The 21537-nt window shown below is 69.2% G+C and carries 19 protein-coding genes and 1 tRNA gene; 2 read left to right on the top strand and 18 right to left on the bottom strand.

Translation table 11 applies throughout. The features are described from left to right. Positions 1-43: 43 nt before the first annotated feature. From prmC to ACFYX0_RS25100, 11 genes are all read right to left on the bottom strand, one after another. Positions 44-889 (bottom strand): peptide chain release factor N(5)-glutamine methyltransferase, encoded by an 846-nt coding sequence (gene prmC / locus ACFYX0_RS25150; protein WP_311697358.1) that lies wholly within the window; start codon positions 887-889, stop codon positions 44-46. Positions 890-929: 40 nt separating this feature from the next. Then, the gene (gene prfA, locus ACFYX0_RS25145; protein ID WP_355915553.1) at positions 930-1997 is read right to left on the bottom strand and encodes a peptide chain release factor 1; all 1068 of its coding nucleotides are present in this window, start codon (positions 1995-1997) and stop codon (positions 930-932) included. A gap of 140 nt (positions 1998-2137) precedes the next feature. Then, positions 2138-2359: a 50S ribosomal protein L31 gene (gene rpmE, locus ACFYX0_RS25140; protein WP_103838593.1), complete on the bottom strand. Its 222-nt coding sequence runs from the start codon at positions 2357-2359 to the stop codon at positions 2138-2140. Between the two features lie 179 nt (positions 2360-2538). Beyond that, positions 2539-3669 carry an LCP family protein gene (locus ACFYX0_RS25135; protein WP_388973295.1) on the bottom strand — a complete coding sequence of 377 codons (1131 nt, stop codon included), beginning with the start codon at positions 3667-3669 and terminating at the stop codon, positions 2539-2541. A gap of 399 nt (positions 3670-4068) precedes the next feature. Further along, complete coding sequence (gene rho / locus ACFYX0_RS25130) at positions 4069-6036, bottom strand: transcription termination factor Rho (RefSeq protein WP_388973293.1); 1968 nt, start codon at positions 6034-6036, stop codon at positions 4069-4071. Positions 6037-6446: 410 nt separating this feature from the next. Beyond that, on the bottom strand, positions 6447-7364 hold the full coding sequence (gene thrB / locus ACFYX0_RS25125; RefSeq protein WP_388973291.1) for a homoserine kinase: 918 nt from the start codon (positions 7362-7364) through the stop codon (positions 6447-6449). A gap of 242 nt (positions 7365-7606) precedes the next feature. Continuing rightward, positions 7607-8665, bottom strand: coding sequence for a threonine synthase (thrC, locus tag ACFYX0_RS25120; protein ID WP_355915541.1), 1059 nt, complete (start codon positions 8663-8665; stop codon positions 7607-7609). 6 nt (positions 8666-8671) lie between these two features. Next, a complete protein-coding gene (locus ACFYX0_RS25115; protein ID WP_355915703.1) occupies positions 8672-10018 on the bottom strand; it encodes a homoserine dehydrogenase in 1347 nt (448 codons plus the stop codon). Positions 10019-10190: 172 nt separating this feature from the next. Then, positions 10191-11582, bottom strand: a complete 1392-nt coding sequence (lysA, locus tag ACFYX0_RS25110; RefSeq protein WP_388973289.1) for a diaminopimelate decarboxylase — start codon at positions 11580-11582, stop codon at positions 10191-10193. Between the two features lie 24 nt (positions 11583-11606). Then, positions 11607-12911: an ArgS-related anticodon-binding protein NrtL gene (gene nrtL, locus ACFYX0_RS25105; protein ID WP_388973287.1), complete on the bottom strand. Its 1305-nt coding sequence runs from the start codon at positions 12909-12911 to the stop codon at positions 11607-11609. Positions 12912-13039: 128 nt separating this feature from the next. Next, positions 13040-13657 carry a response regulator gene (locus ACFYX0_RS25100; RefSeq protein ID WP_388973285.1) on the bottom strand — a complete coding sequence of 206 codons (618 nt, stop codon included), beginning with the start codon at positions 13655-13657 and terminating at the stop codon, positions 13040-13042. Positions 13658-13714: 57 nt separating this feature from the next. Here ACFYX0_RS25100 and ACFYX0_RS25095 point away from each other — a divergent pair. Next, positions 13715-13786, top strand: a tRNA-Arg gene (locus ACFYX0_RS25095). Positions 13787-14232: 446 nt separating this feature from the next. After that, entirely contained in the window at positions 14233-15771 is a 1539-nt protein-coding gene (locus tag ACFYX0_RS25090; protein ID WP_388973283.1) for an ATP-dependent endonuclease, read from the top strand. 91 nt (positions 15772-15862) lie between these two features. Here ACFYX0_RS25090 and ACFYX0_RS25085 read toward each other — a convergent pair whose 3' ends face one another. The 7 genes from ACFYX0_RS25085 to ACFYX0_RS25055 all read right to left on the bottom strand — a co-directional run bounded on the left by ACFYX0_RS25085 (position 15863) and on the right by ACFYX0_RS25055 (position 21529). Next, positions 15863-17326: a tyrosine-type recombinase/integrase gene (locus ACFYX0_RS25085; RefSeq protein ID WP_388973281.1), complete on the bottom strand. Its 1464-nt coding sequence runs from the start codon at positions 17324-17326 to the stop codon at positions 15863-15865. Next, a complete protein-coding gene (locus ACFYX0_RS25080) occupies positions 17323-17517 on the bottom strand; it encodes a helix-turn-helix transcriptional regulator (RefSeq protein ID WP_388973279.1) in 195 nt (64 codons plus the stop codon). The genes ACFYX0_RS25085 and ACFYX0_RS25080 overlap by 4 nt, the downstream gene beginning before the upstream one ends. Then, positions 17514-18671 carry an AAA family ATPase gene (locus ACFYX0_RS25075; protein ID WP_388973277.1) on the bottom strand — a complete coding sequence of 386 codons (1158 nt, stop codon included), beginning with the start codon at positions 18669-18671 and terminating at the stop codon, positions 17514-17516. The genes ACFYX0_RS25080 and ACFYX0_RS25075 overlap by 4 nt, the downstream gene beginning before the upstream one ends. Then, positions 18668-19567, bottom strand: a complete 900-nt coding sequence (locus ACFYX0_RS25070) for a bifunctional DNA primase/polymerase (protein WP_388973275.1) — start codon at positions 19565-19567, stop codon at positions 18668-18670. Before ACFYX0_RS25070 ends, ACFYX0_RS25075 begins: the two co-directional genes overlap by 4 nt. A gap of 89 nt (positions 19568-19656) precedes the next feature. Next, positions 19657-20121, bottom strand: coding sequence for a hypothetical protein (locus ACFYX0_RS25065; protein ID WP_388973273.1), 465 nt, complete (start codon positions 20119-20121; stop codon positions 19657-19659). A gap of 14 nt (positions 20122-20135) precedes the next feature. After that, a complete protein-coding gene (locus ACFYX0_RS25060; protein ID WP_388973271.1) occupies positions 20136-20930 on the bottom strand; it encodes a hypothetical protein in 795 nt (264 codons plus the stop codon). After that, a complete protein-coding gene (locus ACFYX0_RS25055) occupies positions 20927-21529 on the bottom strand; it encodes a hypothetical protein (RefSeq protein ID WP_388973270.1) in 603 nt (200 codons plus the stop codon). The genes ACFYX0_RS25060 and ACFYX0_RS25055 overlap by 4 nt, the downstream gene beginning before the upstream one ends. Positions 21530-21537: the final 8 nt, after the last annotated feature.

Here is a 21537-nt window from a genome sequence, read left to right as displayed (position 1 = left end):
TCCTCGTACACGTCCTGCTGAGGGAAGAGATGCTGGGGCGCGCTCACGGCAGTGCCTTGCGTGCGGTCGCGAAGCGCGGGCGGTTGTTGAGGTCCGGGTGGTCGGCCGCGTCGGCCCAGCCCCGCTCCTCGGTGAAGATCCACGGCACCTGGCCGCCCTGGGTGTCGGCGTGCTCGATGACGACGACGCCGCCGGGGCGCAGCAGCCGGTGCGCGGTGCGTTCCAGACCACGGATGAGGTCGAGGCCGTCCTCGCCCGAGAACAGCGCCAGGTCCGGGTCGTAGTCCCGGGCCTCGGGAGCGACGTACTCCCACTCGGTCAGCGGGATGTACGGCGGGTTGGAGATGACGAGGTCGACCTGGCCGTCGAGGTCGGGGAAGGCCGTGCGGGCGTCGCCCTGGCGCAGGTCGACCCTGGACCCCTCGACGTTCTTGCGGGTCCACTCCAGGGCGTCCTCGGACAGCTCCACGGCGTGCACCCGCGAACGCGGCACCTCCTGCGCCAGGGCGAGCGCGATGGCGCCCGAGCCGGTGCACAGGTCCACGATCAGCGGCTCGACGACGTCCATGGCCCGTACGGCGTCTATGGCCCAGCCGACGACCGACTCGGTCTCGGGGCGGGGCACGAACACGCCGGGGCCGACCTGGAGCTCCAGATAGCGGAAGTACGCGCGCCCCGTGATGTGCTGGAGCGGCTCGCGGGCCTCGCGGCGGGCGATGACCTCCCAGTAGCGGGCGTCGAAGTCCGCGTCCTTGACGGAGTGCAGCTCGCCCCGCTTGACGCCGTGCACGAACGCGGCGAGCTCCTCCGCGTCATTGCGCGGCGATGGCACGCCGGCGTCGGCCAGCCGCTGGGTGGCCTGGGCCACCTCTGCGAGCAGCAGGTTCACGCTGGTCCTCCGTGGCTGAGCGTTGTGCGGGTACGGGGGCTTACGCGGCCGCGAGCTTGGCGGCCGCGTCCGCGTCGACGCAGGCCTGGATCACCGCGTCGAGCTCGCCGTCCAAGACCTGGTCCAGGTTGTACGCCTTGAAGCCGACCCGGTGGTCCGAGATGCGGTTCTCCGGGAAGTTGTACGTACGGATCTTCTCGGAACGGTCGACGGTGCGGACCTGGCTGCGCCGGACCGCGGCGGCCTCCTTCTCCGCCTCCTCCTGCGCCATGGCGAGCAGCCTGGAGCGCAGGATACGCATCGCCTGCTGCTTGTTCTGCAGCTGGCTCTTCTCGTTCTGGCAGGAGGCCACGACACCCGTCGGGATGTGCGTGATGCGCACGGCGGAGTCGGTCGTGTTGACGGACTGGCCGCCGGGGCCCGAGGAGCGGTAGACGTCGATGCGGAGGTCGTTCGGGTTGATCTCGACGTCGACCTCCTCCGCCTCGGGGGTGACCAGCACACCGGCCGCGGAGGTGTGGATACGGCCCTGGGACTCCGTCGCGGGCACGCGCTGCACGCGGTGCACCCCGCCCTCGTACTTCAGCCGGGCCCACACGCCCTGGCCGGGCTCCAGCTGGCCGCGGGCCTTCACGGCGACCTGGACGTCCTTGTAGCCGCCGAGCTCGGACTCGGTGGAGTCGATGATCTCGGTCTTCCAGCCGAGGCGCTCGGCGTACCGCAGATACATGCGCAGCAGATCGCCGGCGAACAGGGCGGACTCGTCGCCGCCCGCGCCCGCCTTGATCTCCAGGATGACGTCCTTGTCGTCGCTGGGGTCGCGCGGGACGAGCAGGAGGCGCAGCTTCTCCGTCTGCTCCTCGCGCTGCCGCTCCAGGTCCTTGACCTCGGCGGCGAAGTCCGGGTCGTCGGCGGCCAGTTCGCGGGCGGTCTCTATGTCGTCACCGGACTGCTTCCAGGAGCGGTACGTGGCGACGATCGGGCTCAGCTCGGCGTAGCGCTTGTTGAGCTTGCGCGCGTTCGCCTGATCCGTGTGGACCGACGGATCGGCGAGCTTCTTCTCCAGGTCGGCGTGTTCCCCGACCAGTTCCTCGACCGCCTCGAACATCTCCAGCTCCCTGAGTGTCCCCCGCCCGGGTGAGCGTGGGGGACGTACGTACGACAATGAATGGGCTGCACCGCAAAGCGCCGGTCCCGGCGCCCCCGTGCCCGCGCACAGGAGCACCGGAGACCGGCGCTGTGGGCTCGCTACTTCTTGGCAGCGGCAGCCTTGCCGAAGCGGGCCTCGAAGCGGGCCACACGGCCACCGGTGTCGAGGATCTTCTGCTTGCCCGTGTAGAACGGGTGGCACTCGGAGCAGACCTCGGCCCGGATGGTGCCGGACTCGATGGTGCTACGGGTGGTGAACGACGCGCCACAGGTGCAGCTGACCTGCGTCTCGACGTACGCGGGGTGGATGTCGCGCTTCAAGGTGTCTCCTAGGTTTCGGGAGGGCGCCGGGTCGCAGCCGCGGGATGCGGAGGCGTGAACCGGGGCCGACGTACCAGTCTGCCAGGACTGGCCGCATCCCCCAAAACCGGGGGCACAAGCGATCTATTCCCCTTGGCCTCGGAGGGCGCCGAGGGCCGTGGACGCGCGCCCGGACCCGGTCAGGAGGACCTGACCACGTCCGTGGCTTGACCGCTGGCCGAGCCCTTGGTCACGCTCGCCGGGATCGGCCGGTCGTGCTTGAGGGCGTCCCACACCGTCTGGGCCTTGTCCTTCTCCAGCAGGACGCGGTTGGGGTTCGCCGGGTCGTACCGGACCGGCATCGTCACCATGTTCATGTGGGAGGAGCTGATGCCCTTCAGCCCGCTCGCGAAGGACGCCAGGTTCTTGACGGAGCCCAGGTCGGAGTCGGTGGTGACGGTCTTGGTCGCGGTGTCGGCGAGGTTCACCAGCTTGGTGGGGCTGGTCAGCACGCCGAGCTGCTTGACCTGGGCGACCAGGGCCTTGACGAAGGCCTGCTGGAGCTGGATGCGGCCGAGGTCGGAGCCGTCGCCGACGCCGTGCCGGGTGCGCACGAGGCCGAGCGCCTGCCGGCCGTCGAGGGTGTGCTCGCCGGCCTTCAGGTCGAGGTGGCTGTCCTGGTCTGCGATGTCCTTGGTGGTGGTCACCTGGACGCCGCCGAGGCCGTCGACCAGTTTCTGGAACCCGGAGAAGTCCACCTCGATGTAGTGGTCCATACGGACACCGCTGAGCGACTCGACGGTCTTCACGGCGCAGGCGGCGCCCCCGGTGGAGTACGCGGAGTTGAACATCACCCCGGGAGCGGCCGGGTGCACGGTGCCCTTGCCGTCGGTGCACTCGGGGCGGTCGACGAGGGTGTCGCGCGGGATCGAGACGACCGCGGCCTTCTTGTGGCCCTTGTAGAGGTGCACGACCATCGCCGTGTCGGAGCGGGCGCTGCCGTCGTCGGTGCCGCCGCCCAGCGTCTTGTTGCCGCCGGAGCGGGAGTCCGAGCCGAGGACGAGGATGTTCTCGGAGCCGTTGTCGGCCTTCTTGGGCCGGTGGCCGCCGAGGGCCGCGTCGATGTCGACGGTCCTGAGGTTGCCGTCGAGCTTGAAGTAGAGGATGCCGGCGCCGGTGCCGCCCAGGAGGAGGATGCCCCCGGCGGTCCAGGCCGCGACGAGCAGGGCCGTGCGTCCCTTTCCACGCGGCTTGCGGCGGCGGCCCCCGCGACGTGGGTCCGTCGCGGTGCCCTCGTCGGCTATGGCATCGGGTGTGCTCTCGGCGGGCATGTGCTCCCTCTGTCCTCGTCCGGTCGGGTACCCCCCGCGGTCAGGTCCAGGCCTGGCGGAGCGACCCTTTCCCGTCGCTCGGCTCACCCGAGTGGGGGACCCCCGTCGCTCCATCGTCACTCCGTTCGTCAGACGGAGAAACCGGGGCCAGGGTTGCACAACCCGGTCCGGTCGGTACGTACGTGGACGAACACACAAGGTCACAACAAATCTTGGAAGAACGCTGCTCACCTGGGCATTTCCCCGACGGTGCGCCGCCCGGAAAGGCCCCGGCCGCGCCCGGGAGCTGTGGCGAACGTCATCGACGACGTGCCGTCGCGGGCAGGCGGACGACACCGCCCCGGGCAACGCAAAGGGCCGCTCCCCTCGTAGGACGGGGGGAGCGGCCCTTCGACCGGATCAGTCGCCGTTCGGCGTCGGCGTCGTCTTCTGGATCTGCATCAGGAACTCGACGTTCGACTTCGTCTGCTTCATCTTGTCGAGGAGCAGCTCGATCGCCTGCTGCTGGTCGAGCGCGTGCAGCACCCGGCGCAGCTTCCAGACGACGTTGAGCTCCTCGGCGCCGAGCAGGATCTCTTCCTTACGGGTACCGGACGCGTCCACGTCCACCGCGGGGAAGATGCGCTTGTCGGCGAGCTTCCGGTCGAGCTTGAGCTCCATGTTGCCGGTGCCCTTGAACTCCTCGAAGATCACCTCGTCCATGCGCGAGCCGGTGTCGACCAGCGCGGTGGCGAGAATCGTCAGGGAGCCGCCGTCCTCGATGTTGCGCGCGGCACCGAAGAAGCGCTTCGGCGGGTAGAGCGCGGTCGAGTCGACACCACCGGACAGGATGCGGCCGGAGGCGGGCGCGGCGAGGTTGTACGCACGGCCCAGACGCGTGATCGAGTCGAGCAGCACGACGACGTCGTGGCCCAGCTCCACGAGGCGCTTGGCGCGCTCGATGGCCAGCTCCGCGACCGTGGTGTGGTCCTCGGCCGGGCGGTCGAAGGTCGAGGAGATGACCTCGCCCTTGACCGACCGCTGCATGTCGGTGACCTCTTCCGGACGCTCGTCGACGAGGACGACCATCAGGTGGCACTCGGGGTTGTTGTGCGTGATCGCGTTGGCGATCGCCTGCATGATCATGGTCTTGCCGGTCTTCGGCGGGGCCACGATCAGACCGCGCTGGCCCTTACCGATGGGCGAGACCAGGTCGATGATGCGGGTGGTGAGGACGCCGGGGTCCGTCTCCAGACGGAGGCGGTCCTGCGGGTACAGCGGGGTGAGCTTGTTGAACTCCGGGCGGCCACGGCCGTGTTCGGGCGCCATGCCGTTGACGGAGTCCAGCCGGACCAGCGCGTTGAACTTCTCGCGCCGCTCGCCGTCCTTGGGCTGACGGACCGCGCCGGTGAGGTGGTCGCCCTTGCGCAGGCCGTTCTTGCGGACCTGGGCGAGGGAGACGTACACGTCGTTCGGACCCGGCAGGTAGCCCGAGGTGCGGATGAACGCGTAGTTGTCGAGGATGTCCAGGATGCCCGCGACGGGGATCAGGACGTCGTCCTCGGCGACCTGCGGCTCGGCGATGTCGTCACGGCCACGGCGGCCACGCCGGTCGCGGTAGCGCCCGCGACGGCCACGGCCGCGGCCGTCGAAGTCGTCCCCGTCCTCGTCGGCCCGCTGGCGGTCCTGGCGGCCGCCGCCCTGCTGCTGGCCCTGCTGCTGACGCTGCTGGCCGCCCTGGCCCTGCTGCTCGTCGCCCTTGCCGCGGCGGTCGCGGTCGCGGCCGCGCTCACGGCGGTCGCGGCGGCGGCCCTCGCCGCCGTCACCCTGCTGCTCGGACGCGGAGTCGGCGGCCTTGGGCTCGCCCTGCGCCTGCTGGGCCGCGGCCGGGGTCTCGGCCTTCGGCTCGCTCTTCGCCTCGGCGGCGACCGTCTCGGGGCTGCCGGCCTCGGCGGTGGCACGGCGCCGACGGCGCTCGGCCGGAGCACCGTCACCGGCTCCCTGGCCGGGAATCTCGATCTGCTGCGGGGCCACGGACTGCTCGGACTTGTCGGCCTTGGACTCGGCCGCCTCGTCGCCGGTACGGGTCCTGGAGGTGGCCCGGCGCTTCGGCTTGCTCTCGGCGGCGTCCTCGGCCTTGGCCGGGGCACCGCCTCCGGCCTGCGCCTCCTTGATGACCTCGATCAGCTGGCTCTTGCGCATCCGCGCGGTGCCCCTGATGCCGAGGCCGGATGCGACCTGCTGCAGTTCGGCCAGCACCATGCCCTCGAGGCCGGTACCGCGGCGCCGCCGGGAGCCGGCACCGGTGGCAGGCGCGGAAGCGTCCGTGGCGGGCGCGGCAGCGGTGTCCTCGACACGTGCGCCCATCAGATCGGTGGTGTCGCTCACGAAGGGTCCTTCCCTGGAGCGGACGTCGGCCTGTCTGGCTCGGCGACCGGTTGTGCTGTCCGGCTTCGGTCCGGTGTCTGTGGACCGTGCCGGGGCGGTGGTCCGCCAAAGCGGCGGAGGAAATATCTGGAGATTGGCGTTTCCCTGCACGCCGTGGCACCCGGTTTTGTGTCACGCGGCTGGGTCACGCCGATTCCGGAGCGTGCTCTGCAAACAGCTCAGTGTTCGCGTACGACATACCGCTCACGGACGTGATACGGAACACAGCGCGGTTTGGGAAGCTCCCGGAAGAGAGGTTGTCCCGGACGGGGACACGAAGCACCTCGCCATGGCTGGGTCGGGTGCAGACTTGAGATTAACACTACCGGATCCAACAAACATTCCCCCTCTCTAAATCCGGCGACCGTGTGTCAGGGTGCAAGCGGCAACACGCTCGCCCCCTGGCCGTCGAGGTCCAGCCGGTTGGCGGCCCATCCCTCACCCGCCAGGTCGGCCACCTTGTCGGCGCTCGCGTCGTCGGCGAGCGCCAGAACTGTGGGTCCCGCGCCGGAGATGACCGCGGGAATTCCGTCGGCGCGCAGCCGTTCCACGAGCGTGGCGCTCTCGGGCATCGCCGGGGCGCGGTACTCCTGGTGGATCCGGTCCTCGGTGGCGGGCAGCAGCAGCTCGGGGCGTCTCGTCAACGCCTCGACGAGCAGAGCGGCGCGGCCCGCGTTGGCCGCAGCGTCGACGTGCGGCACCGAGCGCGGGAGCAGTCCGCGCGCGGTCTCCGTCAGCACCGGCTTTCCGGGCACGAAAACCACCGGAACGATGGAATCTGCGGGGTCCAGGCGGATCGCCCGGGCGCCGCCGCGCTCCATCCAGGACAGGGTGAACCCGCCGAGGAGACACGCCGCGACATTGTCCGGGTGTCCCTCGATCTCGGTGGCGAGTTCCAGCAGTGCGGTGTCGTCGAGCCGGCTGTCGCCGCCTATCGTCACGGCGCGGGCGGCGACGATGCCGGCGCAGATCGCGGCGGAGGACGAACCGAGGCCACGGCCGTGCGGAATGCGGTTGGCGCAGACGATCTCCAGGCCGCGCGGCTGCCCACCGAGGATGTCGAAGGCGGCACGCAGAGCCCGTACGAGCAAATGGCTCTCGTCCCGCGGGAGCGTCTCGCTGCCCTCGCCGGCGATGTCGATGTGCAGCCCGGAGTCGGCCACCCGGACGACGACGTCGTCGTAGAGCCCCAGCGCGAGGCCCAGGGCGTCGAAGCCCGGGCCGAGGTTGGCGCTGGTGGCGGGGACGCGCACCCGGACGGGGGCGGCGCGGAACGCTGGACCGGCCATCGCTCGATGACTCTCCTTGAGCTGCGTGATGGTCGAATGAATTCGATGCGTACGGAAGACCCGGAGGCCGCAGGGACGACGCGGCACCGCGGCATATGCGGCGGGCGGGTTCGGTACAGCCTATCGAAGGAAGGTTCTGTGGCGACATAGGGCGCACAGGAGGCGCACGATGCGTGTCGTAAGCCCCCTGTGCCCCCTCTGCCGGTTGTCCTCATAGAGGTTGTCCCCCGCGGACGCCCGGGTTACGCGAGTCCGAGCCGCTCGGCCGCCGTGGCCGCGTCGACCGGCACCGTGACCGGCTGCGGGGCGCCGGCGACGGCCCAGTCGGGGTCCTTGAGCCCGTTGCCGGTGACCGTGCACACGATCCGCTGGCCGGCGTCCACCTTGCCCTGCTCGGCGGCCTTCAGCAGACCGGCCACGGACGCGGCGGACGCGGGCTCCACGAACACACCCTCCTGCGCGGCCAACAGCCGGTAGGCGCGCAGGATCTCACGGTCCGTCACCTCGTCGATGGCGCCGCCCGACTCGTCCCGCGCCGCCAGGGCGTAGCTCCAGGACGCGGGGTTGCCGATGCGGATGGCGGTGGCGATGGTCGAGGGGTCCTTGACCACCTCGCCGCGCACGATCGGGGCCGAACCGGAGGCCTGGAAGCCCCACATGCGCGGGGTACGGCCGGCGATGCCGTCGGCGGCGTACTCCTTGTAGCCCTTCCAGTAGGCGGTGATGTTGCCGGCGTTGCCGACCGGCAGGACATGGATGTCGGGGGCGTCGCCCAGCATGTCCACGATCTCGAAGGCCGCCGTCTTCTGACCCTCGATGCGCACCGGATTGACCGAATTGACCAGCGCCACCGGGTAGTTGTCGGACAGCTCCCGCGCCAGCGTGAGGCAGTCGTCGAAGTTGCCGTCGACCTGGAGGATCTTCGCCCCGTGCACCAGGGCCTGCCCCATCTTGCCGAGCGCGATCTTGCCCTGCGGCACCAGAACAGCCGACACCATCCCGGCGCGTACGGCGTAGGCGGCGGCCGAGGCGGAGGTGTTGCCGGTGGAGGCGCAGATGACGGCCTTCGCCCCCTCCTCCTTGGCCTTGCTGATGGCCATGGTCATACCGCGGTCCTTGAAGGACCCGGTGGGGTTGGCACCCTCCACCTTCAGGTGGACCTCGCAGCCCGTGCGCTCGGAGAGCACCTGCGCGGGCACGAGCGGCGTGCCGCCCTCACGGAGCGTGACGACCGGCGTGCTGTCCGACACAGGCAGCCGGTCCCGGTACTCCTCGATGATTCCGCGCCATTGGTGGGTCATTGCTGGTTACTCTCCTTCAACCCGCATGATGCTGGCGACACCCCGCACGGTGTCGAGCTTGCGCAGCGCCTCGACGGTCCCGCTGAGCGAGGCGTCGGACGCACGATGGGTGACGACGACGAGGGAGGCCTCTCCGCCCTCCCGTCGCCCACCACCGCCCTGATCGATGGCGACTGCGTCGCCGCCCCCAGGATTGCGGCCCTGCTGGCGAACCGTATCGATCGAGACGTCGTGCTCGGCGAAGACGGTCGCGACCTGGGCGAGAACACCCGGTTTGTCGGCGACGTCGAGGCTGATGTGGTAGCGCGTGACGACATCGCCCATCGGCGACACGGGCAGGGCGGCGTAGGCGGACTCGCCGGGCCCGGTGGCCCCGTTGAGCCGGTTGCGGCACACGGCCACCAGATCGCCGAGCACGGCGGAGGCGGTCGGTGCGCCGCCCGCGCCGGGACCGTAGAACATGAGCTGCCCCGCGGCGTCCGACTCGACGAACACGGCGTTGTACGCACCGCGCACGGAGGCGAGCGGATGGGTCAGCGGAATCATGGCGGGGTGCACGCGCGCGGTGACCGAGCCCCCGTCCGCGGCCCGCTCGCAGATGGCGAGCAGCTTGATGGTGCAGCCCATCTCCTTCGCCGAGGCGAAGTCGGCGGCGGTGACCTCGGTCATGCCCTCGCGGTAGACGTCGTCGAGGCGCACGCGCGTGTGGAAGGCGATCCCGGCGAGGATGGCGGCCTTGGCGGCCGCGTCGAAGCCCTCGACGTCGGCGGTGGGGTCGGCCTCCGCGTACCCCAGGGCGGTGGCCTCGTCGAGCGCCTCCTGGTACCCGGCCCCCGTGGAGTCCATCTTGTCGAGGATGAAGTTGGTCGTCCCGTTGACGATCCCCAGCACCCGGTTGACCTTGTCGCCGGCGAGGGACTCGCGCAGCGGCCGGATCAGCGGGATGGCACCGGCGACGGCGGCCTCGTAGTAGAGGTCCCGCCCATGCTCCTCCGCCGCCGCGTGCAGGGCCGCCCCGTCCTGGGCGAGCAGCGCCTTGTTCGCCGACACGACCGACGCGCCGTGCTCGAAGGCGGTGGTGATGAGGGTCCGGGCGGGCTCGATCCCCCCGATGACCTCGACGACGACATCGAGGTCGCCCCGTTTGACGAGGGCGGTGGCGTCCGTGGTGACGAGCTCGGCGGGAATGCCCTCCCGCACCTTGGAGGGCCTGCGGACCGCGACCCCCGCCAGCTCGACGGGGGCCCCGATCCGGGCCGCGAGGTCGTCGGCGTGCGTCGTCATGATGCGCGCCACCTCTGAGCCGACAACCCCACAGCCCAGCAGCGCCACCTTCAGCGGACGCGTACGCATCATCCGACCTCGTTTCCTCATGCGGTCTACGGTGGATCCAGTCTCACTCACCGGACGGGGCTTTCTGCCCTTTGTCCGGATCGTGAGACATCTGTTTCATCTTGTCAGCGGCGAAGGACAGGAGATCTTCCGCCGATCCCCGGGGCCCGGCCCAGACTCTCCGGAACGGTCGTCATCCGACATCGAGACGGAGCAGATCCTCCTCCGTCTCCCGGCGGACGATGACCCGGGCCTCCCCCTCGTTCACGGCGACGACGGGCGGCCGGAGCGCGTGGTTGTAGTTGCTCGCCATGGAGCGGCAGTACGCGCCCGTGGCCGGTACGGCGATGAGGTCGCCCGGCGCGAGATCGGCGGGCAGGAACGCGTCCTTCACCACGATGTCCCCGCTCTCGCAGTGCTTGCCGACCACCCGGACCAGCATGGGTTCGGCGTCGGAGGTGCGGGAGACCAGGGCGACGCTGTACTCGGCGTCGTAGAGCGCGGTGCGGATGTTGTCCGACATGCCGCCGTCGACGGAGACGTACGTACGCAGCCCGTCCAGCGGCTTGATCGTGCCGACCTCGTAGAGCGTGAAGGCGGTCGGCCCGACGATGGCGCGCCCGGGCTCGACGGAGATCCGCGGGGTCCGCAGCCGCGCCGCGTCGCACTCACGGGAGACGATCTCGCTCAGCGCCTTGGCGATCTCGTGCGGCTCCCGCGGATCGTCGTCGCTCGTGTACGCGATCCCGAGCCCGCCGCCGAGGTCGATCTCGGGGAGCTCGATGCCGTGCTCGTCCCGGATGTCCTTCAGGAGCCCCACGACACGGTGCGCCGCGACCTCGAAGCCCGACATGTCGAAGATCTGCGAACCGATGTGGCTGTGGATGCCGATGACCTCCAGCCCGTCGAGCTGAAGGGCACGGCGCACGGCCTCGGCGGCCTGCCCGTCCGCCAGCGGGATCCCGAACTTCTGGTCCTCGTGGGCGGTGGCGATGAACTCGTGCGTGTGCGCCTCCACGCCGACGGTGACCCGGATCTGCACCCGCTGCCGCCGGCCCAGGGAGGAGGCGATGTGGGCGACCCGCACGATCTCCTGGAAGGAGTCGAGCACGATCCGCCCGACACCGCTCTCGACGGCCCTGGTGATCTCCTCGGTGGACTTGTTGTTCCCGTGGAAGGCGATCCGCTCGGCGGGCATCCCCGCGGCGAGCGCGGTGACCAGCTCGCCCCCGGAGCACACGTCCAGGTTCAGCCCCTCCTCGTGCAGCCAGCGCACGACGGCACGGGAGAGAAACGCCTTCCCCGCGTAGAACACGTCCGCTTCCGGCCCGAAGGCGGTGCGCCAGGCGCGCGCCCGGGCCCGGAAGTCGGCCTCGTCCAGGAAGTAGGCGGGGGTGCCGAACTGCTCGGCAAGGGTCTTCACATCGATCCCGCCCACCGTGGCGACGCCCTGGCCGTCACGGGTGACGGTCTGCGCCCATACCTTGGGGTCGAGGACATTGAGGTCGGCGGGCGGCGCGGAGTAGTGGCCCTCGGGCAGCACGTCGGCGTGGCGGGGCCCGGCGGGATGTGCGGAACGGCTCATGTCGGTCTGGGCTCTCTCGGGATCTCAGAGGTAGTCGGGTGCGCTGATGCCGAGCAGGGACAGGCCGCCGGCCAGCACCGTCCCGGCGGCTTCGGCAAGGGCGAGCCGGGCGCGGTGGGCGGCCGAGGGTTTCTCGTCGCCGAGCGGGAGCACGGTGTGCTGGAAGGCGAGCAGCCCGTCGGCGACGGCCACGAGCTGCCGTGCGAGCCGGTCGGGCGCACGGTGGGCCGCCGCCTGGGTGAGGGCGTGCGGATACGCACCGAGGGCGCGCGTCAACGGCGCCACATCGGCTACGTCACCGGGCACCGCGCCGAACCCGAGCCGGCCGGCGTTACGACCGAGTGCACGGGCACGCGCATGGGCGTACCGCACACGGAAGAGAGGATTGCTCTCTCGTTGCAGCAGATGATCGGCGGTGATCCGCGGCCGGTCGTGCGCCGCGGGGTGCAACAGCGCCCATCGGGCGGCATCGGGCCCGAGCGGAGCGGGATCCTCCGGCGCGGGAACGGGCCGAAGGTCAACGGCTTCCCCGGGCCGCACATGCCGAACCTCGGCCCGCCCGCCCTGGCTGGCGATGATCCGCACGAGAGTGTCGGCGACGACCTCGGCACGGATGTCGTAGGGGATCCGGAGGGGGATCACCTGGCCGGTGAGGGTGGGGGTGTGGCCGTAGGGGGTGGTTGGGGGGGTGGGGGGTTGGGTGCTGGGGGTGGTTGGGGGGGTGAGGGGTTGGGTGCGGGGGGTGCCGGGGGTGGTTTGCGTGCTGGCGTCGATGGCCGCGTCGACGTTGATACCTCGGTCGACGTCGATACCGCGGTCGACGCTTATGTCTCTGTCGACGCCTTCGATACTTCTGTCGACGTTGATACCTCTGCAGGCATCGACACCAATGTCGCCCACGCCACTCACGCGACTCGTGCCCCCAACGCCGCCCATGCCACCCACGCCGCCCATGCCACTCGTGACACCCACGCCACCCATGTCACCCGTGGCGATGTCGCCGGAGCGCTGGAGGATCTCCCGGACGAGAGCCGCGGTGGCGGTGGCCCGTTCGAGGTGGATGTTGAGAAAGCCCGGCCCGGTGATCTCGACATCGGCCACCCCGGCGGTCTCCCGGAGCAGGGGCCGAAGGATCTCGGCGACATCGAGGGGCGCACGCCCGGCAGGACGGGCCAGCTGAAGCGCGATGTTGGTGGCGTAGTCACCACGCCCCCCGGGCCCCGGCGGAGCGACCACGGCACGCGCCGGCACGGCCACCGTCAGCTCCCCGCCCTCCACAGCACGACGCACCGCGCACAGCACGGTACGGGAGAGCTCAACGGGGGTCACGGGACAAGGGTAGGCGAGGAGGGGGGTGGGTACGCGAACAGGTTTGGGCGGGGGTCCGGGATGTGGACGGGGCACGCTCCGGGCTCCCGGGGACGGCGAGGGCGTGCTCGATGCCCACGGGCGCCGACTCAGCTGCCAGCCGCTCCCAACTGCCCCAGAAATCCCACTGGCCCCATCTCCCCTGCCTGACGATCACCACGGTCGGCGCCACTGCAGCAGCTGTTGTCGCCGTCGAGGTCAGAGGAACGGTCGTAGGCGCTCTCCGGCCCACGACGCCCCATCAGTTCCTTGACGAGCTGCACGAGTTCCGACGGCTCGAAGGGCTTGGCGAGGAACGCGTCGACACCGACATCGAGGCCGCTCTCGACCTCGTGCTGGGTGCAGGCGCTGATGATGGCGACGGGCAGGGAGCGGGTGCGGGGGTCGGCACGAAGCCGGGCGACGGTCCGCAACCCGTCGAGCCGCGGCATGACGACGTCCAGCGTGACGAGATCGGGCCGCACCTGATGGACGACGTCCAGACACTCGGCACCGTCGGCCGCGGTCACGACCTCGAGACCCTCCAGTTCGAGGTTGACCCTGATCAGCTGCCGGATGACCTTGTTGTCGTCCACAACAAGAACCCGGCCGGACGCGCCTGGCACAACTCGAGAGTAGGTCCGCCCAACGGGCCGCGTCCGGCTTTTCCCCACTTCCACCCCGTCCGGGGGATCTCGCCCAAGGGGACCACCAGGGAAACCGTTCATGACGACCCCGAAAGAGCTGGTAGGGTTCTACCCGTCGCCGCGAACACCGCGAGACACGCCCCCGTAGCTCAGGGGATAGAGCAACGGCCTCCGGAGCCGTGTGCGCAGGTTCGAATCCTGCCGGGGGCACTCACCCAACCACCTACGGAAATCCGTACGTGACCAGGGCGGATGCCGACAGAAGAGGGCGGGAGTCAGTCTCACTGACTCCCGCCCTTTCTCATTGCCTCTCACGGTTCGCGACACACCTCCGACACGCCTCAGATGCACGGGCTCACGCCGACGACCGCCACATGATCACCAGGCCAGGTGTTCGCACGTACACAAGCGGTGGCACAGAGCCGCTTCCGTCATGCTCTCGGCACCGAGACGTCCCGGCGACCGCAAGGAAAGACCTTTTAGTCTTGGCTGGACGCGAACAGCAGTGAACGAGAAATGGTGCGCTTGCTTACTTTGCCGGAACTCGCCCGCGGCTGACACAGCTTTGAAGCCAGATTCATGGCCTGCAACAACCAAGTAGTACCAGTGATTCAAAACCACCTACGTACGCACGGCAGGACTGCTAGTCTGCCCGAATGAAGATTTCGCGTATCAGGCTGACCAATTGGAAGAGCTTCGCCGACACAGGCGAGCTGGAGATGGATCGAATCAACGTCATCGTCGGACGTAATAATAGTGGCAAGTCGGCCATCCTGCGAGCGTTGATGCTCATGCAGACTCAAGGCACTTCCACAAGCAACGTTCGCCTTGGCGCTCCTTACGCCGCAGTTAAGGTGACACTTACAGGCGACTCACTTTCGGACGACCTAGTCCGACATTTCCGAAGCGGCACAATCACGCAAGATGAGGCCGTTCTTACAATGACGCTTGGCGCAAGCCCCGATGGGAATACAGCTTTCACACAGGCGAACCGACAATTTGATGTCTTCGGAAACAACTACAGCCCACCTCACATCGAGCCTCACGAGCCACGTAACTTCATCTACCCGTACTTCTCTAAGCGCAAGGTTGGCAGTTTCAACCAACAAGTCGACCGTAACGTCACGAACGCAGTGAATGAAACCCTTGACAATCTCGTGGCGAAGGTCGATCGGCTCGCTTCCCCGGACTACTTTGGAGAGAAGGAGTACACCGAACTTTGTCGGCGCGTGCTCGGCTTCCGTATCGGCGCATATGCATCGACCGGCGGTAAGCAGGCAGGGCTCTCGATCGGTCGCTTTGATCACATCGCCCTTGAGGAGATGGGCGAAGGGGTGTCGAGCCTACTGGGACTCATAACCGACCTTTGCATGGCCGATGGTCACCTCTTCCTCATTGAGGAGCCCGAGAACGACGTCCACCCTGAGAGCTTGAAGGCCCTCCTAAACGTCATCATCGAGAAGTCCGCCGAGAACCAGTTCATCATCACGACGCATTCCAATATTGTGACGCGCTACCTGGGTGCGGCTGAGAACAGCAAGCTTTTCGTTGTTGAGTCGGACTTTGAGACCCAGAAGACGCCCACATCTAATATTCGCGAGATCGACAGTGACCCTGACTCCCGCATTGCAGTACTGCGGGATCTTGGGTATGAGCTGTCGGACTTCTATCTCTGGGATGGTTGGTTGATCCTGGAAGAGTCATCGGCACAAACCGTCATCCAGTACCTCATTGAATGGTTTGTTCAGCGCCTCATGCGCGTCAGGATCGTGTCGGCGAGTGGCGTAGATAACGTCGAGCCGATGCTCAAGGAGTACCGTCGCCTCTTCCTCTTCGCGCATCTTGAGCCTCATTACAAGGAGCGCACGTGGGCGATCGTAGATGGCGACGATGCAGGCACCCGCGTGGTCGCAAGTCTCAAGAAGGACTTGCGCTCATGGCCGCAGGATCGGTTCCGTGCTCTCGGTGAAAAGAATTTTGAGTACTACTACCCGCCACAGTTCCGCGATGAGGCGGATGCAGCGCTGGCACTGACGGACAAGGCGAAGAAGAAGGAAGCCAAGCGGGTTCTCGTCAACAAGGTGGACCAGTGGTGCAAGGAAAACCCCGGCGAGGCACGGGCAGCCTTCGATCAGTCGGCAGCAGAGGTAATCGCGATCCTCAAGGAGATCGACGACAGCCTCTTTGGAAGATAGATGAATAGGTCCAATTCTTAGGGAACGGGCGGTCCTGAAAGACCGCCCGCCGTTGTGCAGGGAACCGCGTAGCGACGCACTCCCTAAGCGGCTATATCCCGTCTCCCTCGTCCTCCAGCGACTTCGCGATCTTGGCATTGGCCGCTTCCTCGTGACCGTCGATGCAGCCGTGATACCGGCGGTGGATCACCTCCGGGGAGTTGCCGACCCGCCGGGCCACCTCAGCAATGGGCACTCCCGCGTTCAGCCATCGCGTGATGCAGGCGTGCCGAAGGTCGTACGGCCGCCCGGCCAACGGCGAGTCGATGCGCTCCGACGGTAGGGCGTAGCCCCGCGCTTCCTCCCATACCCGCCAGTAGGTGGATGAGCCGACCAGTCCCCCGCGCTCGTTGCCGAACATGCGCCCTTCCTTGGCGGTCCCGAACTCCTTCAGGTGGGCGCGGAGGATCGCGACCAGTATGCGCGGGATGGGGACGGGCCGGTCGGTGGACGCCTCCCGTGCCTTCAAGCCCCGGCGGTCGTGCCGCTCGCCGGAGTCGGTCCACTGCTTGCCAGAGACGGGGCGCGTCTCCCGCAGTGTCAGCGTGCCCCAGCCCTTTTCCGGCAGGTGGCAGTCCGACAGCCGTAGTCCGACCGCCTCAGAGGGGCGGAGTCCCGCGTAGTACAGGACCGCGTAGAAGGCCACTAGGCGCCGCCCACGGCAGCGATCCCACGACCCGACGTAGGAGACGGCCGTGAGTAACTGCCGGGCCTGTACGGCGTTCACCAGAACGCGCGGGTCCACGACATCGTTGGAGCCCACGCGCTTCCGGCGAGTCCGCTGGAGTGGATTCTCCTGGAGCTCCCCGACCGCCACAGCGTGCTCAAGAGCGGCGTTCAGGGCACGACGGCGGCGCTTGTACGTGTCGCCCGCAGCCGGGGTGCCGTCCAGCTTGTAGCTCACGCGGTACAGCACGTCTTCGAACACCTCAGCGTTGACCAGGTCATCCAACGGCCGGTCGACCGTCGTGACCCACTCATACGCGGCCTTGAGTTCGGCCGGTGGCTCCCCTCCCGCGTTCGCGGGCACAACCCCCCACCTGAAGGCCAGTCGAAGCGCCTCATCGTCGGGAACACCATCCCCGCGCTTGACCATGGCGAGCGTCACGGCCGCAAGGCCGTCTGCCATGCCCTCACGCGTCTTGGCCGCGTCCGTACGCCACCGCCCGGCCACGTACTTCCGGCAGAACTCGAACCACCGCAACGGCGGCTCGGCGTCCGCTGCTTCGGCGGCTTCGGCCGCTGCGCGCACCTCGGACTCAGGCCGTCCAGATTCGATCTCGAACGCTTCGCCGCGCCGGTTCATGGCCTGCCACAGCTCGGACCGTCGGCTCTCCGCGAGAGCCAGCGTGGTGAACGTGTCGCCGTGCACCTGCCCTGCGACCACCCATCGGAGGCGCCACGGGCGTGACTTGCGCCCAGTCTTGGAGACCTTCCACAGCTTGACGTCGAAGGAGTAGCCCTGCCGGGCGGACCCGCGAGGGCGCCCGGCCGGGGTGTCGTTCTCAGTGCTCACGCAGCGTCCTCCCGCTCCGCAAGCCAACGCTCGTACTCCGACCGCCGGATCCGCACGTCGCCGTTCGGGAGCTTGATCGAGCGGGGCCCCTTCCCGAGCTGGCGCCACCGGTAGAAGGTCGACGGGGCGACCCTCAGATCAGCGATGACCTCCTTGACGGTCATCTTCTCGTCCCGTGTACGGGCGCTCATTTCGCCATCCCTTCGGCTTCGTCCGCACCGGACAGGCCGGACAGCTCCAATTCCGACTGTCCGGGGTGATCGTGCTGGTCAGATGTGGTGTCCGGACAGCCGGACAGTGCGGACACCTCTTGGGCACCCTGCGTCCGGGTTTCGGTGTCCGGGTAGTACCGGCCGCCGGCGTCCTTGCTGAGCTGTCCGGCGTCGGCCATGCGGTTGCAGGTGCGGCGGATCGTGTCGATATCGACGTGCGGCAGCTCCCCAGCCATGTCCTTCGGCTTCGCCCCGGGGTGGGCGCGGAGGAAGCGCAGGATCGTGGCGCGGGTGTCGCTGACGGTGTGGTCGGTGACCGGGCCGTCCAGCAGGTGCCAGGCGCCGGAGGCGGGTTGGAAGCTGAGGGCGTACTCGGCTTCGTCGACGTCGCGGCCGGTGACATGCAGGATGCCGTCCGCCTGACCGCGCGCCCGCTTCAGTACGAGGGTGGCGTCCGCGGCTCCGGCGATGCCGTTGGTGCCGGAGACCTCGGTGAGGAAATCCTCGGAGCCTGCCTTGCGGACGTGGTGGACGAGGACGACGGCCACGCCGTAGTGGTCGGCGAGCCTCTTGGCGTAGCCGACGGCGACATAGTCGGCGTCGTAGGCGGACACCCCTGTCGGGGCCGGGCCGCGCATCTTGGCGAACACGTCGATGACAACCATGCGGGCGTCTGGGTTGCGCTCGAGCCACTGGGCGATGGCCTCGGTGCCGCCCTGGGGGAAGGGCGGGCATTCGGTGACCAGGGTCAGGCCGGCGGGGGCCGGCTGTCCTCCGAGGAGCTTGCCCATGCGGGTCTGGAGGCGGCGGGGGGTGTCTTCCAGGGCGAGGTAGAGCACCGGTCCGCCCTGGACGGGCACGGAGTCGAACGCCTTGCCGCCGGCCGCAACGGACAGGCCCAGTCCGAGGGAGAGCCAGGACTTACCGACCTTGGGCGGTCCGGCGAGCACGCTGACGCCTTCGGCGAGGATGCCGGGCACGGCCCATTTCGGCTCGGGGAAGTGCGCGGCCATGAGCTGGTCGGCCGTCCATGCGGTCCGTGGCCGTTCCCGCTTCGGCGGCGCCTGCGGGGCCGTCTGGGGGTCGCTGGGCACGGAGTACAGGTGCAGGGGCGGGATAGGGTTGGTGCTCATGCCGCGACCGTCCGGGGGCGCCGCGCTCCGGCACGGAGTCCGGAGGCGATGGTGCGCCGTGCCTCGCGTTCGGCCTGGCCGACGTGGAGCGCGGCCGTCAGGAGCCAGCCGGTGACGTCGGCTTCGCTCAGCTCGCCTCCGGCGACGAGCTGTCCGAGGGCGAGGGCGGCGATGTAGAGGCTGTTGTTGTGCTCGTGCGGGCCGGAGCTCGTCACGCGCTCCACTTCGCCGTTGACGGCGGACCGGAGGAAGGCGGTACGCCGTCCGCGGCCCGTGAGGGCAACCGTGATGGGCGTCTGCGGAGGCAGCGGAGCCGGGCACAGGAGTTCGGCGAGCCAGTCCGGCAGGGGCGCCACGGGGGCGTTGCGGGTGACCTCGTACGGGCGTCCGGCGAAGGTGCTGCCCGCGGCGACCACGAGTCCACCCCACGCGCGGGTGTCGACCTTCCAGCCCAGCCCTCGGGCACTGTCTCCCGCGGTGTTGCGCAGGGGCTCGCCCTCGGGCGCGGCGAAGTACAGGTGGGTTCCGCCGCTCCAGGTGCGGACCGTGTACGTGTCGGCAGGGAGGGGCTGTCCGTGTTGCTCGCAGAGGACGGCGAGGACGTCGGCGCCGTCGGTGACGCCGTGCTCGGCCCATGCGGCCGGCGGGGTGTCGCCGGGGTGCTTGGGCTTGTCCAGGTCGATGACGACCAGGCCGGAAGGGCCGGTGGCGAGGCCGACGTTGAAGGCGGCGGCGGACCACGCGCGGGTGATGCGGTCCGGGTCGATGGTGGCGCGCGTCTCCCACTCGGAGACGGCCGGGCGCTTGTCGGCAGGGATCAAGGGGAAGACGCGCCAGCCACGCGACGCTGCGTCAAGCGCGGCGATGAGCTGGGCAGAGCCGACCGGGTACGGCATGCTGGGGTTCTCCTGTTCTGTCTGCGGATGGGCGGGGAGAACCGCGGCGGCGGGCGACCTTGCTGGGGAGTCCCGCCGCTGCGGCGTTGCTACTGGTTCTTGGCCCAAGCGGCGTACTGCTGCCGGACGTAGCGGCGCGAGTCGCAGAGGGCGGCCGTGCCGTCCAGCTCCATCAGCCGCTGCGCGGCTCGGGTGGCGAGGTCGGCCGCGTCGCTGGTGACGCTGTCGGCTTCATCGCTCAGCGCGATCCGGTCCAGCAGCGCGGCCTTGCGGAGCCAGAACTCCCGGTTCTGCCCGTCGTAGAACGGCCGGTCGGCGGCCGTGCGGGCGGTCCAGCCGATCTCGCTGATAATGCTCGGGGCGAGCGCGTACGCCTCTTCCGGCGTGGGCCACGGCTCCGGTTCGGGGCGGTGGTCGGCGGTGATGTACAGGCGGGTGCGTTGGCCGTCGCGGGTGGCCTGCTGGCGCGTGGGGCCGGTGGTGAAGGCGGCGGCCAGGGCCGCGTTGACCCGGTCGGTGTCGGCCGGGTCACAGATGATGCGGATCTCGAACACGGTGGCTCCTCCGGTCAGTCGGTGTCGAGGGTGGGTTGCTGCCAGGTGGGCAGCGCGTCGAGGACTCGGGTACGCCAAGCCAGGGCGTAGGGCAGGCAGTTGGCGCAGTTCTTGTGCGGGTGGCCGGGCAGGGCGGGTCTGCGCCGGGCGTGGTAGCTCCAGGCCGCGGAGTCCGCGGAGGCGAGCAGGTGGCCGACCCGTTCCAGGCCGAGGGTCTTGAAGCCGAAGCCGTGCAGGCGCAGCCCGTGCGCGGCCATGGCGGTGACGATGGCGGCGCCCTTGCGGGTGGACTGGAGACGGCACACGGAGCCGAGACCGACGGTGGGTTCGCGGGTCAGATCGATGCCGGCCTGCTCGTACAGGCGTACACAGTGGTCGTAGTCCTGCAGCTCCCAGCCTTGGAGTACCGGGATGATCGGGAGCTCAGGGGCCAGGGAGCGCAGTTCGAGGTAGTTCGCCACCGTCCGGCGCTGGTGCTCGCGAACACTCAGGTGCGTGCCAACGAACCGCAGGGGACCGATCGTGCCGCCGTGGATGATCAACGGTTCGCACATCCAGTCCTGCGGTGCCGCCCAGTCGAACGGGCCTACGCCCTCCCAGATCCGGCGCAGGTCATCGATGTACTGGCGCGGGCTGCGTATCCAGCAGCCATGCTGTTGAAGCATGGTGAAGCCGCCGGAGTCGATCGCGTAGCGGGTGAGGGTCTGCGGGAGAGTGCGGGCTCGCTGGAAGTGCTCGGACTTTAGGAACAGCGGCACGCGCGTGGTCTTGACCCAGTGCTTCTTGTGCGTGGTCAGGTAGAACCTCACCGGTCCTCCCCTGCGGCGGGGAGCTCCGGCAGCCCGGTGGCTTCCACGGCCTTGAAGTCGAAGCCGGGCAGGGCTGCGCGGGTGTGGAGGGCTTGGGCGAGCTGTTCTGCGTAGGCGGCGCCGCTACGGGCCACCTCGATCTGGGCTCCGGCGCGCAGGGCCTCGACGCGCTCGATGTGCGCTTGCTCCTCGCGGCGCGCGGTGCTCTGCCGCTCGTGGGCGATGCGCTCGCGGCGGTCTGTGCGCCAGTACCGTGCGGCGAGTCCGTAGGCGATAGCGGTGGCCAGAGCCCACAGCAGCAGAGGCAGGGACAGCCCGTCGGCATATCCGGCTACGCCAGCGAGAGCGAGGCTTCCGGAGGCGGCGAACGCGGTACCGGCGATGGCAGAGTCCCCGGCGCGGCCGACGCTGGCGCAGACGCCCGCGGCGGCGGCTCCGGTGGACAGGGCAGTCATCAGCACGGCGTTGCCGATGGAGTGTTCGGCGCCGTTGGCGTTCCAGATCCGGGCCAGCGCAAGCACGGTCGTGGTGGCGAGGGCGGGCGCGGCCTTGGGCATGGCGGCGGCGAGCCAGTGGCGGGCGACGATGGGGTCGTTCACGAGGGTTC

It is taken from the genome of Streptomyces sp. NPDC002573 (genome assembly GCF_042889625.1).
Taxonomy (GTDB): domain Bacteria; phylum Actinomycetota; class Actinomycetes; order Streptomycetales; family Streptomycetaceae; genus Streptomyces; species Streptomyces gibsoniae.
The sequence above is the reverse complement of the archived record's forward strand: the minus strand, read 5'-3'. Positions and strand labels throughout refer to the sequence as shown.